Origin of the sequence: Sphingobacterium hotanense (genome assembly GCF_008274825.1) — a bacterium.
GTDB lineage: Bacteria > Bacteroidota > Bacteroidia > Sphingobacteriales > Sphingobacteriaceae > Sphingobacterium > Sphingobacterium hotanense.
Genome location: NZ_CP030848.1, coordinates 3,145,027 through 3,159,962, shown reverse-complemented (window position 1 = coordinate 3,159,962; position 14,936 = coordinate 3,145,027). Strand labels below are relative to the sequence as shown.

At 41.9% G+C, this 14,936-nt stretch carries 13 protein-coding genes; 10 read left to right on the top strand and 3 right to left on the bottom strand.

The genetic code is table 11. From position 1 onward, the window contains the following. Positions 1 to 89 precede the first annotated feature (89 nt). From DSM08_RS13350 to DSM08_RS13310, 9 genes are all read left to right on the top strand, one after another. Entirely contained in the window at positions 90 to 1,004 is a 915-nt protein-coding gene (locus DSM08_RS13350; protein ID WP_149526630.1) for an AEC family transporter, read from the top strand. 102 nt (positions 1,005 to 1,106) lie between these two features. Then, on the top strand, positions 1,107 to 2,072 hold the full coding sequence (locus DSM08_RS13345) for a formylglycine-generating enzyme family protein (RefSeq protein ID WP_149526629.1): 966 nt from the start codon (positions 1,107 to 1,109) through the stop codon (positions 2,070 to 2,072). 35 nt (positions 2,073 to 2,107) lie between these two features. Further along, the gene (locus DSM08_RS13340) at positions 2,108 to 3,421 is read left to right on the top strand and encodes a Gfo/Idh/MocA family protein (protein WP_149526628.1); all 1,314 of its coding nucleotides are present in this window, start codon (positions 2,108 to 2,110) and stop codon (positions 3,419 to 3,421) included. Positions 3,422 to 3,426: 5 nt separating this feature from the next. Beyond that, entirely contained in the window at positions 3,427 to 4,434 is a 1,008-nt protein-coding gene (locus tag DSM08_RS13335; RefSeq protein ID WP_149526627.1) for an FAD:protein FMN transferase, read from the top strand. A 37-nt stretch (positions 4,435 to 4,471) separates the two neighbouring features. Next, a complete protein-coding gene (locus tag DSM08_RS13330; RefSeq protein WP_149526626.1) occupies positions 4,472 to 5,395 on the top strand; it encodes a hydroxypyruvate isomerase family protein in 924 nt (307 codons plus the stop codon). 104 nt (positions 5,396 to 5,499) lie between these two features. Then, entirely contained in the window at positions 5,500 to 6,750 is a 1,251-nt protein-coding gene (locus DSM08_RS13325; protein WP_149526625.1) for a nucleoside permease, read from the top strand. Positions 6,751 to 6,761: 11 nt separating this feature from the next. Next, a complete protein-coding gene (locus DSM08_RS13320; RefSeq protein WP_149526624.1) occupies positions 6,762 to 8,447 on the top strand; it encodes a GMC oxidoreductase in 1,686 nt (561 codons plus the stop codon). 19 nt (positions 8,448 to 8,466) lie between these two features. After that, positions 8,467 to 9,891: a Gfo/Idh/MocA family protein gene (locus DSM08_RS13315; protein ID WP_149526623.1), complete on the top strand. Its 1,425-nt coding sequence runs from the start codon at positions 8,467 to 8,469 to the stop codon at positions 9,889 to 9,891. 14 nt (positions 9,892 to 9,905) lie between these two features. Beyond that, positions 9,906 to 10,478 (top strand): gluconate 2-dehydrogenase subunit 3 family protein, encoded by a 573-nt coding sequence (locus DSM08_RS13310; RefSeq protein WP_246172253.1) that lies wholly within the window; start codon positions 9,906 to 9,908, stop codon positions 10,476 to 10,478. Between the two features lie 226 nt (positions 10,479 to 10,704). Here the strand turns inward: DSM08_RS13310 and DSM08_RS13305 are convergent, their stop codons facing one another. Both DSM08_RS13305 and DSM08_RS13300 read right to left on the bottom strand, forming a co-directional pair. Then, positions 10,705 to 12,153, bottom strand: a complete 1,449-nt coding sequence (locus DSM08_RS13305; RefSeq protein ID WP_149526622.1) for an IS1182 family transposase — start codon at positions 12,151 to 12,153, stop codon at positions 10,705 to 10,707. Between the two features lie 207 nt (positions 12,154 to 12,360). Beyond that, positions 12,361 to 13,092, bottom strand: coding sequence for an acyl-[acyl-carrier-protein] thioesterase (locus DSM08_RS13300; protein ID WP_149526621.1), 732 nt, complete (start codon positions 13,090 to 13,092; stop codon positions 12,361 to 12,363). Positions 13,093 to 13,208: 116 nt separating this feature from the next. Here DSM08_RS13300 and DSM08_RS13295 point away from each other — a divergent pair, with 116 nt between their 5' ends. Further along, the gene (locus DSM08_RS13295) at positions 13,209 to 13,475 is read left to right on the top strand and encodes a hypothetical protein (protein WP_149527725.1); all 267 of its coding nucleotides are present in this window, start codon (positions 13,209 to 13,211) and stop codon (positions 13,473 to 13,475) included. A 421-nt stretch (positions 13,476 to 13,896) separates the two neighbouring features. Here the strand turns inward: DSM08_RS13295 and DSM08_RS13290 are convergent, their stop codons facing one another. Next, positions 13,897 to 14,805, bottom strand: coding sequence for a transposase (locus DSM08_RS13290; protein WP_149526620.1), 909 nt, complete (start codon positions 14,803 to 14,805; stop codon positions 13,897 to 13,899). Positions 14,806 to 14,936: the final 131 nt, after the last annotated feature.

The window sequence follows — 14,936 nt, the reverse complement described above, 5'->3', positions numbered from 1 at the left end:
TTAACGGGCGGAACAAAAATAGTAATAACTTTGTCAGCACAAACGAGCCCATTGTCATTTTTAAGGAATTTGGGCGAAAATCAATACAAGTGTCAAATTTTATCCTCATTGTTTTCTGCTTAGCCGCTGGCGTGCTTAGCCGAAAGATGAATTGGGTTGCAAAAGATGGTTATAAAGCATTAAATGCCTGGGTGTTATACTTTGGTTTGCCCGCCATCTCCTTTCACTACCTTCCTAAACTAACTTGGGACAATAGCTTAATTTTCACGATACTCTGCCCTGTTATTGTATTGGCGGGCGGGGTTTTGTTTTTTTATTGTATCGGGCGAGTGTTGGGACTTTCAAAACGAACATCGCATACCATGATGTTAGTAGCGGGGCTGAGCAATACTTCGTTTGTTGGTTTTCCGCTCATCACCGCATATTTCGGAACACAGGGACTGCCTATCGGTATTGTTGCGGATCAAATGACTTTCTTCCTCCTATCATCGGTCGGTGTTTTGATCGCCACAAAAGGGAGCTTAAATACGAATAAGGAAGTGAGTCTTGCTTTCATCATCAAACGGGTATTTACGTTTCCGCCCTTGATAGGCTGCTTAATGGCATTGCTACTATCGCAGATAGTGGATTTAAGTTCTTTGGATGATTTTTTTCATCTCATCGCTAGTACGGTATCTCCAATAGCGCTTTTCTCTATCGGTCTCCAACTCAATTTTACAATCGTAAAAAGCGAAGTTCCGAATATTACATATGCGATGTTATATAAGCTGATTCTTGCGCCGCTTATCGTATTCCTGTTAGCATACTTTCTGGGCTATCGCGGTGAGATAGTCGAGGTGTCCATTTTTGAGATGGCTATGCCTAGTTTAGTGGCAACCAGCATTGTTATCAATCAATTTAAGCTGAATAGCAAACTAGGAAATAGTGTTATTGGTTTAAGTATTCCGTTAGGTTTATTAACCACTTACGCGTGGTATGAAATTTTGAATTTTTTCAATATGTAACTGAAATGTTATTAATATAGGAAAGCTTTTTTTTATCTTTATCAATTGTGTAGAAGATACACTGATAATAACATAATTTATAAGCTTAGTTTTCAGATTATTATGAAGAAATTAATTTTCTTTGCCCTTTTAGCGAGTACAACCCTTTCCCAAGCTCAAGAAAAACACGAGCGTTACATTCAAAAAATCAACGGTACAAGTTTAGAATTCAGCATGGAAGCTATTCCGGCTGGCGAGTTTACGATGGGGAGTTCAACTGGAGGCAATGAAGATGAGAAGCCTGCTCATAAAGTGAAGCTTGATCCATTCTGGATGGGGACTTACGAAGTGACCTGGAATCTATTTGAACCTTTCCTTTACAAAGATTACGAGGTGACAAAATCTATTGATGGGAAAGTCCCAGCCGAGGTAGATGCTGTTACACGACCAACAAAACCGTATTTAGATATGACTTTTGGTTATGGCAAAGACGGGCAGCCGGCTTTAGCGATGACGCATTACAATGCTATTCAGTTTTGTAAATGGTTATATGTGCGAACGGGAGTATTTTACCGCTTGCCGACAGAGGCTGAGTGGGAGTACGCTTGCCGCGCTGGATCGAATACGGCTTATTTCTTTGGTGATGATGCGGGGCAATTGGCCGAGTATGCCTCATTCAAAGAAAATAGCAATGGACAGACTGCAAAAGTAGGAACTAAAAAGCCGAACGCTTGGGGCCTATATGATATGTTAGGCAATGTTTCGGAGTGGACCTACGACCAATATGATGCTAACTTTTATTCGACTTTCAAAGATAAAGTAGCCGAGAATCCGGTGAATGTACCTACGCAATTGTATCCGCATGTGGTACGTGGCGGCTCGTTCGAGAGCGAAGCAATCGACTTGCGTTCTGCTGCTCGTGGTGCTTCAGATCCGGTTTGGAAGCAGTTGGATCCTCAAATTCCAAAGTCTAACTGGTGGTTTCCGGAAGCTCCATTTGTGGGAATGCGTTTAGTGCGTCCTGTAAAGCAGCCTAGCCATACGGAAATTATGGAATACTATGATAAAGCACCGCTAAAGGACTTTTAAGAAAAGAATCAATTATAAACAATACATTATAAACCATGGAAAATCTAAATCGCCGAGGATTTATTAAATCTTCATCGGGCCTTGTGGGTGCAGCGGCATTGACAAGTGGGGTAGTAGGAAAAGTATTTGCGGGTGGGAGCGATGTGATCAAGATTGCCTTGATCGGTTGCGGTGGCCGCGGGACAGGCGCTACATTTGATGCTTTTGCTTCTGGGCAGAACATTCAGTTGGTAGCAATGGCTGATGCTTTCAAGGACAATTTGGATAAGACATATGCCACGTTGAAAGAGAAATTCGGCGATAAGGTGAATGTTCCTGACAGCCGTAAATATGTAGGATTTGACGGATATAAAGCGGCAATCGCGGATGCGGATGTTGTTTTATTGACGACGCCTCCAGGATTCCGTCCGGTTCATTTTGCTGAAGCGGTACGCGCCGGTAAGCATGTCTTTATGGAAAAATCTGTAGCAACAGATATTCCGGGTGTTCGCAGTGTATTGGAAACTGCAAAAGAAGCAAGACGTAAGAAATTAAATGTCGTTGTTGGATTACAACGTCGTTATCAAAATAACTACCGCGAGGCTATTCAACGTATTCAGGACGGAGCGATCGGTGATGTAGTATCCGGACAAGTGTATTGGAATAGTGGTGGTGTTTGGGTTCGCCCGCGCAAGCCGGGACAAACGGAGATGGAATATCAAATGCGTAACTGGTATTACTTCAACTGGCTATGTGGTGATCATATCGTTGAACAACATGTTCACAACATCGACATCGCGAACTGGGTGAAAGGGAAGTATCCTATTTCTATTCAAGGTACAGGCTCTAGAGCACATAGAACAGGTAAAGAGTACGGAGAGATCTATGATAACTTCGCTTTAGAGATGACTTATGATGATGGTACGGTGGTATATAGCCAGTGTCGCCACTTCGAAGGAATCTCAAACCGTGTGGATGAGACGTTCCAAGCTACAAAAGGTCGTGTTTATCTATCGGCGAGCAACCAAGCTATCCTTTGGGATGCACAGGGAAAAGAGATTTACAGACATAACACCAAAGGAAATCCTAACCCTTACCAACAGGAGCACAAAGAGTTATTTGCAGCGATCGCTAATGGAGAATACAAATTTGATAATGCTGAATATGGCGCTTATAGCAGCTTAGCGGGTATTATTGGTCGTATTGCCGTTTATACAGGTAAAGTTATTAAATGGGATGAGGCAATGAAATCTAACATTGATTTGATGCCTGAGCGTCTTGCATGGGATGCAATGCCAAAGGTGGTTCCGAATGCGGATGGATTCTATCCTGTTGCTGTCCCTGGACATAATGTAGAAAAATATATCTAAAAGCCGTGTTGAACTGGTTCGGTCTGATCGGCATAATGGGAATTGGTTGTTGCGCCTTTGCGCAACAGCCAATTTCTGGTTTACAGCGATTCAACCTGGAAGGTTATGCCCAAGGAACGACATACGCTGTCAGCTATTATGCCAACGACGAGCAAGTTGAGAAAGCGCAACTGGATAGTATATTTCAGGTCATCGACCAGTCTATGTCGCTGTATAAGCCAAGCTCCTTAATCAGCAAGTTTAATTCCGATACGAGCAGCGAGATTGTGATGGATAATCACATGCAAGCGGTGCTGAAGAAATCTTTTCAAATCAATAAGCTATCGAAAGGGATATTTGATATAACCGTGAAGCCCTTAGTTTCAATATGGGGTTTCGGGCCAGAAAAGACAGTCGGCATACCGGATTCTAATGCGGTTAAAGTTGCTTTAACATACGTTGGGATGGATAAGTTGAAAGTCAGAGGTAAGCAGCTTCGGAAGAAGGACAAACGTGTTGAAATTGATTTAAATGGCATTGCACAAGGTTATACCGTAGATGTGCTTTACGATTTCCTTCTGTCTAGAAAAATTAAATCGTTTTTAGTGGAAGTAGGTGGGGAGATTCGCACGTATGGTTACAAGCCTGAAGACGAGCCCTATAAAATCTTGATACAGCGACCGGATGAAGCAAAGGAGCAAAGGAATTACATCATCGCATTGCACAATAAGGCCGTGACTACGTCGGGCAGCTATGAAAAATATCGCACTGTGGATAATTATCGTTTTTCGCATCATATGGATGCAAAAACCGGATATCCATTGAAATCATCCATTATCACTGTTACAGTGATTGCCGAGAATGCAATGGATGCAGATGCGCTCGATAATGTATTTATGGCGATGAAACCTGAGGATGCGGTCGCATTTGCGAATTCAAAAAATAAAATTGATATTTATTTACTGTATTTGGATAATGGCGTCGTGAAAGAAGCGTATTCCAAGGGGTTTTCTAAATACATAATAACCAACTAGCACCCAGGTGCTGAAAACAACTTAAACTTAATCCTACATGAAAAGATCAGAATTCTTAAAGAACAGTTCCATGCTTGTTGGCGGCACTTTATTAGGCGGGACGGCGGTTGCCGGTACTGCTATTAATGAAAAGACTGCACAATCTGCAAACCAACCGTTTAAATTAGACTATGCGCCCCACCAAGGGATGTTTAGCGCTAGTGCCGGAAAGAACTTTCTTGATGAGATAAAATATATGTACGACCTGGGATTCCGCAGTATCGAAGATAATGGAATGCCATCGCGCTCGGTTGATGAACAAAAGAAAATCGGTGATCTATTGGCGAAGTTAGGTATGCGTATGGGGGTATTTGTTGTTCCTAAGGGCGGCAATGGCGCTAATTCGCTAGCTGCGGGTAAGCAGGAGTTTGTTGATATCTTCTTGAAAGGATGCCGTGACTCGGTTGAAATCGCCAAGCGTTGTAACGCAAAATGGGCGACCGTTGTTCCGGGAGATTTTGCTAGAAAGCTGCCTATGGGCGTGCAGACAGCCAATGTGGTTGAAGCTTTGAAACGTGGCGCTGAGATTTTTGAACCACATGGCTTAACGATGGTCTTAGAACCATTAAGCGACACACCCGATCTTTTCTTACGCTTTACGGATCAGACCTACGAGATCTGTAAAGCGGTGGGTAGCCCATCGGTAAAGATTCTTTACGATGCATATCACCAACAAAAGAATGAAGGAAACTTAATCAACCTGATGGATTTATGCTGGAGTGAGATTGCCTATATCCAAGTTGGTGACAACCCTGGACGTAAAGAGCCAACAACCGGTGAAATCAACTATAAGAATGTGTTCAAATGGTTGCACCAAAAGGGCTACAAAGGCGTAGTAGGGATGGAACATGGCATGTCCAAGTCCGGAAAAGAGGGTGAGCAAGCGTTAGTCGCAGCCTATAGAGAAGTGGATTCTTTCTAGTGCTAAAACTATTTAAGTGACTCTAACAAATTTGTTATCCTGTTTTATAAACCGTTTATAATATCTATATTTAATACCATAATTTTAAAATAAGCCTATATTACATGTCATCAACTATTAAATTTAAACTATCCTTCATGATGTTCCTGGAGTTCTTTATTTGGGGCTCTTGGTTCGTGACGTTAGGTACTTTCTTGGGAAATACCTTGAACGCATCGGGACTAGAAATCGCTAATGTATTCTCCACGCAATCATGGGGTGCAATCGTAGCGCCTTTCATTATTGGTATGATCGCGGATCGTTACTTCAATGCAGAACGAATATTGGGGATTCTGCACCTTATCGGCGCTTTCCTGATGTTCCAACTTTACCAAAGCGAATCTATAGGTTCGTTCTTTCCTTACGTGTTAGGATATATGCTATTATACATGCCGACGCTATCCCTAGTCAACTCGGTATCTTTCCGTCAGATGAAAAATCCGGAAAAGGAGTTCTCCAATATTCGTATTTGGGGTACAATCGGATGGATCGTTGCAGGACTTTCGATATCCTATCTTTTCAAATGGGATGCTGATCAGGGAATCAAGGACGGCTTATTGAGAAATACATTCTTAATGGCTTCTATTGGTTCATTAGTATTGGGATTATTCAGTTTTATCCTTCCGAAAACACCTCCTGTTAAGATGGAAGCTGGCCAAAAGCAAAGTGTTGCCAAAGTATTGGGATTAGATGCTATTAAGCTTTTAAAGGATAGAAATTTCTTAGTATTCTTTGTTTGCTCTATATTAATCTGTATTCCGCTAGCGTTCTATTATCAATACGCGAATCCATTCTTATCTGAAATAGGCTTAGCGAATCCAACGGGTAAGATGACGATAGGTCAAATTTCAGAGGCATTATGTCTTTTGTTATTACCTGTTTTCTTTACGCGCTTCGGATTCAAGAACACCATTCTGGTAGGGATGTTAGCATGGGTTATTCGTTATGTGCTGTTTGCCTATGGCGACGCAGGCGAAGCGACCTTTATGCTGTTATTAGGAATTGCACTTCACGGTATCTGTTATGATTTCTTCTTTGTATCCGGGCAAATCTATACCGACTCGAAAGCCGGAAAAGATAATAAGAGTGCTGCGCAAGGATTAATTACGTTAGCTACATACGGTGTAGGGCAATTGATCGGATTCTGGGTAGCAGGATATGTGAGTGACATGTACCAAAACGTGAAATCGGCAGATGTCGCGTTGTTCTGGAATAAGTTATGGGTAGTTCCTGCAGGAATTGCTTTAGTAGTATTTTTTATCTTCCTTGTATTCTTCAAGAAAGAGACCATTGTAAATCAATCTGAAACTAATTAAATAAAAAAGTAATGGTAGAGAATAATGTTTATGATGCCATTGTCATCGGATCCGGTATTAGCGGCGGTTGGGCTGCTAAGGAATTAACCGAAAAGGGTCTGAAAACAATCATGTTAGAACGTGGTCGCAATGTTGAGCACGTGAAAGATTACCATGCAAATAAGGATACTTGGGAATACCCTCATCGTGGTGGTAGGACTAAGCAAATGGAAGCGGATTATCCGGTTCTAAAACGTGATTACCCTTTAAATGAAAAGAACTTAGATTTCTGGGTAAATGAGAAAGAAAGTCCCTATGTGGAGAAGAAGCGTTTTGACTGGTTCAGAGGATATCATGTAGGCGGTCGTTCGTTGATGTGGGGTCGTCAGAGTTACCGTTTAGGTGATTTGGACTTTGAAGCAAATGCGAAAGATGGACATGGCGTCGATTGGCCGATCCGTTATAAAGAGATCGCACCTTGGTATAGCTATGCTGAAAAATGGGCAGGTATATCAGGTAACCGCGACGGACTTGATGTTCTCCCTGATGGCGACTTCTTACCGGCAATGGATTTCAACGTTGTTGAAAAAGATTTAGCAGAACGCATAAAAAAACAATACGGCGGTAGTCGTCACTTCATTATGGGACGTACGGCAAATATTACGAAGCCACATACAGGTCGTATCAACTGTCAGTATCAAAACCAATGTTGGTTAGGCTGTAACTTTGGCGCTTATTTTTCTACACAATCTTCTACATTGCCACCGGCAATGAAAACCGGAAACTTAACGCTTCGTCCATTCTCTATCGTAACGAAGATTATCTACGATAAGGATACGAAGAAAGCAAAAGGGGTAGAGATCATCGACGCAGAAACAAACCAAACGTATGAATTCTTTGCGAAGGTTATCTTCGTATGTGCTTCTGCATTCAATTCTACATGGGTATTGATGAACTCAGCTACCGATGTTTGGGAAGGTGGATTAGGAAGTAGTTCTGGCGAGTTAGGTCATAATGCTATGGACCACCACTTCCGCTTAGGAGCAAGTGGTCGTGTAGAAGGCTTTGATGATAAGTACATGTTCGGACGTCGTCCGACGGGCTTATATGTTCCTCGCTTCGTTAATATCCCATCTGACACCAAAAAACGCGATTACGTTCGTGGCTTCGGCTATCAGGGGTCTGCTGGCCGTGGAAGATGGTCGGGCGAGATTGCGGAGATGGCTGTTGGTGGCGAATGGAAAGACGCGCTATGTGAACCAGGAAACTGGACAGCAGGATTCACCGCATTCGGAGAGATCCTTCCATACCATGAGAACCGTATTTTTCTTGACAAGGACGTAAAGGACAAATGGGGATTACCAGTGCTGGCGATGGATATGGAGCTAAGAGACAACGAGCTTAAGATGCGTAAAGATATGGCCGTAGAAATGAAGGACATGTTGGAAGCTATCGGTCTGAAAGACGTAAATACTTACGATGGAGGATATAACTTTGGTATGGGTATTCACGAGATGGGAACAGCACGTATGGGCTTGGATCCGAAAACTTCCGTATTGAATAAGCACAACCAAGTTTGGGATGCAACGAACGTATATGTGACGGACGGCGCTGCCATGACGTCGGCGGGATGTGTGAATCCATCACTTACTTATATGGCCTTGACAGCGAGAGCGGTTGACCATGCGGTAAGCGAGCTTAAGAAAGGAAATATCTAATTGAACTAAACCGTATATTATGAGTAATAACAATTCAAGAAGGAATTTTCTAAAGAACACAGCCATAGCGGCTGCGGGCTTTAGTATTGTTCCTCGACATGTCTTAGGTGGATCGGGCTTTCTAGCGCCTAGCGACCGTTTGATTGTTGCAGGGATTGGTGTAGGGGGCAAAGGGGAGAGCGACATCAAATCGTTTGCAGACAGCGGAAAGGCGGAGATGGCTTATCTATGTGATGTGGATGAACGTCGCGCAGCCAACTCGGTAAAGCGATTCCCGAAAGCAAAATTCTATAAGGATTTCAGAGAAATGTTGGATAAAGAACATAAGCACATCGATGCTGTTTCTGTATCCACACCCGATCATAACCACGCTATCCAGGCTTTAGCGGCTATGCAGCTAGGCAAGCATGTGTATGTTCAGAAACCTTTGACCCACGATATCTGGGAAGCAAGAGTACTGACTCATGCTGCTAAAAAATATAAAGTCGTAACACAGATGGGTAATCAAGGCGCCTCGAACGATGGCCCTCGTGAAATCCGTGAATGGTATGAAGCAGGCCTTATTGGTGATGTTCATACGGTGTACTGTTGGACCGATCGCCCTGTATGGCCTCAAGGTATTCAGTGGCCTACTCAAACCGCCCCTGTTCCGAAGGAATTAGATTGGGATCTATGGTTAGGAACGGCTCCTCAGAAAGACTATATCGAAAAGTTGGTTCCATTTAACTGGCGAGGCTGGTGGGATTACGGAACTGGCGCATTAGGCGATATGGGCTGCCACTTATTAGAAGTGCCTTTCAGCGTATTAGGCTTATCCTATTTACAGGATGTGCAGGCTTCTGTTGGTTCAGTATACGTGGATGAGTTCAAACGCGGATACTTCCCGGAGAGCTGCCCGCCATCGAGCCATGCGACTATGACTTTCCCGAAAGCAGCTAGAACGCAAGGTCCGGTTACATTGCACTGGATGGACGGTGGAATTCAACCTGCCCGTCCAGAAGAATTGGAACCAAATGAAATCTTTGGTGACGGTGGAAACGGTATCTTGATGGTCGGTACGAAAGGTAAAGTATTAGCAGATACGTATGGTGATAAAGCACGCTTGTTGCCTACTACTCGCAAAGAAAACGTTGCGATGAAGTATGCTCGAGTACCTGGAAAAGCTAGCGGACACTACGCACAGTGGGTTGAAGCATGTATTGCAGGTTATGGTAAGAAAGAGGTGAGTGCACCATTTGAGATTTCAGGACCATTAACCGAGGCATTATTGATGGCGAATTTAGCGATCCGTGGTGCTGATATGCGTATTGATGGTAAATACCCTGGACGTAACTTGAAACTTCTTTGGGATAACGACAATATGAAAGTAACGAACTTTGATATCGTCAACCAATTTGTGAAGCGTCAGTATCGCCCGGGATGGGAAATTAATTATTCATTTTAACAAGGTATAAGAAGATGATGAATAGAAGAGAAGCGTTAAAACGTGTAGCCTTTATCATGGGTGGTACGGTTATCGGTGCAAACCTGTTTTTAGAGGGGTGTACTCGTCCGGCATCTAAAGATGTGGCTACCTTATTTGAGGCTGAAACAACAGATTACTTAGGCGAATTAGCGGAAGCTATTCTTCCTAAAACTTCTACACCAGGCGCGAAAGAAGCCGGTGTAGGTGAATTTATCCCTGTGATGATTCGCGACTGTTATGATGAGAAAGATCAAAAATCTTTCTTAGACGGTCTGAATGGCGTGGAAGCACGTGCGAAGAAAGATTTCAAAAAAGGATTCTTAGAATTGACTCCTGAAGAGAAACTTCAATTCGTGAATACATACGATAAAGAGGCTAACGAATACCAAAAGAACAAGAAGGAAGAAGATGCAAACCACTTCTTCACCATGTTGAAGCAATTAACTTTGACAGGATTCTTCACATCGGAAGTTGGTATGAAGAAAGCATTGCGTTATTTGAAAATCCCTGGAAAATACGATGGAAACTATCCGTATAAGAAGGGCGATAAAGCATGGGCTATCTAGCATAAAAAAAGCCTTCCGATTCTCGAGGGCACTGAAAAAGCTTCAACTTTCTAATGAGACTTAAAGAAATGACTGAGTATAGGTTTTCCCCTACTCGGTCATTTTTGTTCAAAGGGTTTCTGGAAGTTTGTTTTTTATGAGCTTATTGAAGGTGTAAGCGACTAGGACTTGCTATTTGAGTTTTTAGCATCCCATCTAGGCTTTTTTGAGGCAATATCTCACCTTTTTATATCAATTTCAGGATTCTTTTCAGGTTTACGGTGAAGATGGCCATTGCGCCCTGCATTTCCATATTATGGATTCCATAAGCATCAGCTCTGCCATAGCCATGGACATTCTTGAGCTCACTGTTCTTGGCCTCGATCTTATACCTTTGCTTAGACTTGCTTCGATAATAATCGGTTTGCTGGAAAGCCATCTGCTCCCTATGGAGTTCGGATTTTATGGAGACTGAATAGGATTTGGTTCTGGCCCCTTGCTTGTAACATCCTTCCCTAAGAGGACAGACCTTACATTTCTCCACATCAAAGTAATAGGTCTCCGTTTGATTTGTACCTTGTTCCTTCTTTCCCTGACGCGCCTTGCGGATGGCCAAATGTCCTGCGGGACAAACAAACATATCCGCATCTTTATTATAGTCAAACTTGTCTTTATCTTTCCTAAAGCCTTGGGTAATGGATGGATTTAATTTAGCGATGATATCAATGTTTTGTTCTTTTGCCACCTGAAGATTTTCTTTTCCCGAATACGCGGCATCACCTATTATTGTATCCACTTGCATTCCATTCTGCTGGCTGATCTCTAATAACCTAGGTAGTTCAGGGCCATCACCTTTTTCGCCTGTAGTAACGACCGCTGCTGTAATGATGCGTTCCTCAGTCATCGCCAGATGTGTTTTATAGCCAAAGAAACTGCTGTCCACTGACTTGTGTCCAAGTCTGGCCTCATCATCCTTAGAGAGCAGATAGTATTCTTTTGTGTCTTCAATGGTTTCCTTCAACAGATTCAGCTTTTCTTTCACAGCCGGTATTTCACTGATAGATTGATCTTCATCAAGGACCCTCTGTAATTCCCTGCAATAAGCAAGCTCTTGATCCAGGTCGTTGGATTCATTCTTTTGTGGTAGATTCCTCTTGTATTCCCCATCAATCTGATATATCGCTTTTCTTAATAGTTTGGAGCGTTCCCTGAGTACTGCCAATGCTGTGTGCGGATTCGATCTGGAAACGGTATGGGTCGCGTCTACGATAATAGACTTTGATTTTATAATGCCTTTTTCAAGAGCAATCGTTACGGTCCTATTGATCAACAGGTTCAACAGATCCATATCTTTTAATCGTAGTTTGCGGAATTTGGTAAGCGAACTTGAATTGATCACATCCTCCTCTGGTGCCATTTCAAGAAAATATTTGAAGGACATATCATATCTGGAACGTTCAACGACATCTACATCCGAAACGGTGTAGATCGTTTTTAACAGAAGGTATTTGAACATCTTGATAGGGCTCTCCGCTGTACGGCCATTCGTCTGGCAATACTTAGCCAAAAGCTCGTCATAGATAAAACTGAAATCGATAAGATCGTTGATTTTTCGAAGTAGATTATCTTTTGGTACGATAATATCGTACAATCCTGAATAGGAACTGAACTGTATTTTTTGTTGGGTAGAGAGCATCCTGATGTCCGTTAAAGCCTACCTTAAAATACGAAAAAGGGAGCAGAAAACTGTAGTTTTCGACTCCCTTTTTTAACCTTTTTTTCTAAGGGGACTTTTTCAGTGCCCTCCGATTCTCGGAAGGCTTTTTTTTTGGAATGTGTCTGCTTTCAATGGCCATCAAGCACTTTCATCCTTTTTTTTGGCTCAATAGAAAAATGAAAGGTTTTATGCTTTTTTAGTAAGCTGCATTAAGAAATGCGGACGATCCGCTTTGCTAATGCTGTAGATGCTCGTTAGCTCATCAATCTTCGATTCATTAATAGCGACCTGATTTCCATAAGACAGTTCCCTGAGGAAGTTCATCTCCACGGATTTGATTTTTCCGGACAATACTTCCTTCGGATCTAGGGCATCGAAGCACCAATCCATATATTTCACGTTATTTGCGTGGTTGACGATATCCAAATCGGATAGCACTACCTGATAATCTCTAATTTTATTGAACGGCACATTTCCATCAATGCGCTCAGCAGTTCTTGACGTCATAATGCGGTCAGGATGAGGCACCACATGGTCTGTACTGGCAATCAAGGGTTCAGCACGGCGAGCTTCGATGTTGAAAACAGCCCAGGTACTGGATGCTGCCACCAAACGGCGTTCGCCAAATAACACCTCAAAATTACGCGTAGAGCGAGATCCTGTGAAGTCCTGAATCCATGTTCTTACCTTGATAGTCTGTTCGAACATGGGGAGTTTCTCGATTTCGATGAGCATTCTACTGAGTACCCAGGATTGCTTGGTCCGGAGTATGGCTTTCGTGCCAAATCCTAATATATCAGCATGCTCGCTAGCGGTCACTTGTAGTATATTGTCCAGTTCGCTGTATTTCAGTTGTCCGTTTGGATAACATTGGGTAAAGTTGAGTTTCCAGTCCTTTTCGAAGATGCCTTCAGTCATATTATTCTTATTTCATGCGAATGTAACTAATTTAATATTCTAAAATAAAACCCTTGTCAATTTATATATAAATCCCTAATTTAACGTTAACCATATAAATCCCGATAAGTATGAGCATGATTGGAACACTAATAGAAAAAGAACAAGTTGATAAATTCAAGATCATTCCAGCAGAAATAGATAACTCGGAGAAGTTTATGTCGAAATTGCAGAGTGCCCTACGTTTAGGGAATGAATTTAAATCAAAAACAGACATCGTATTCAATACTGAGGAAGGTCCAATGCGTATAGAAACGACCGTATGGTCGCTTACTGATAAGTATATACAGATAAAGCACGGAACTCTCATTCCGCTGCGATCACTCATCGCAGTAGAATACTAACAAAAAAAGCTGTCCTTTTCGGACAGCTTTTTTTGTAGTAGTTAGTATTTAGTAGTTAGTATTTAGACCTAGGGCGGATATAGAAATTAGATATTAGATATTAGATGTAAGATTTTAGAGGTTTTTTGTTAGACGTTAGGTTATTTGTCTTTGAACCAGGAAAGGAAGGATGCAAGGATTGACAGGATCCTGCTTATCCTTAAATCCTTCCTTTTCTGGTTCAGAAATAGTAGTTAGTATAAAGACCTATGGCTGCCAACATTGGCCATATTAGTATGGCGTGCGAAATATCCTTCCCATCCTTAAATCCTTCCTTTCCTGGTTCAAAGACAAAAAAAGTCTAAAATCTTACATCTAATATCTAAAGTCTAATTTATATCCGCCCTAGGTCTAAATACTAACTACTAAATACTAATGCGAATTAAGGGTTGAAAATAGGCTTTATGAAACAGGCTGTTAATTTACCGAACACATGTACTAATAGTCCTTTGGTAGATCTGACCTTACTTGCGTTTTGTATCTGTGTTTTTTCATTTATCCAATTAAAAAAGGATTCGATTGGTTGTCTTACCTTAGATACTGCTCTTGAAAACAGGTCATTATAAGCACGATCCCTGTTTTTTAAACAATCTGGTTTTCCTTGGGTTTCCCTTATCGGAGTATACATAATTGATTTTTTTTCTTTATAAAACCACTCGAAGAACGGGGCGTCACGGTATATCTTGTCACCAAAGAACGTCCTACCTGCGATGGATGCCCAATTCTCCTTAAATATGTTCAGGTCACTTTCAGATGCCTTGCTTATTACAATGCTTTCCGGACGAGGCAGCGTGGATTTGTTATAGCTGTTGAGCGCATGAAGCTTTAATCCAAAATACCAAAGCCTCTTCGTTGAGCAGAAGCTTTTATCCGTTATCTCCAGAGCTACCTTTGCCCTTCTAGTCCCACTGCAGGTTATGATGGGCATAGAGTCCAGTAGGGAAAATTCTCTGGAGCACTCCTCTGGTGTAAAGTCCTCTATAACTGACTGACAAAGAGATCTCAAAACATCAAAAAGGCGGTTGATACGGGTGTTGAATGCTACGTATGAAGTTAGCTTGGGAAACCAATCCATCAGATAATCGGAGGCGAATTTATGGATCTGCTTGATCCTTAGCCGCTGTTCCTCGTGCACACTGAATAAATAGATGGTCAAAACCTCCTGATCAGTAAAGTCAGGTTTGTTATTGTTTGAAAATCGCTGACAGTAATATTGCAGTTCACTGTCATATTTATCACACACATACTGGTATAATTTTATTAATTTTAGAGCCTTGGCCTGATTGATCATGTTGTTTAATAATGCGTAAGGAACATTATAAATATACTGATAATCAGGCTTTTATGCAAGTTTTCACCCCTCTTTTTAAGAAGCTTTTTCCAATATATTTCAACCCTTAATTCGCATTACTATATACTAAA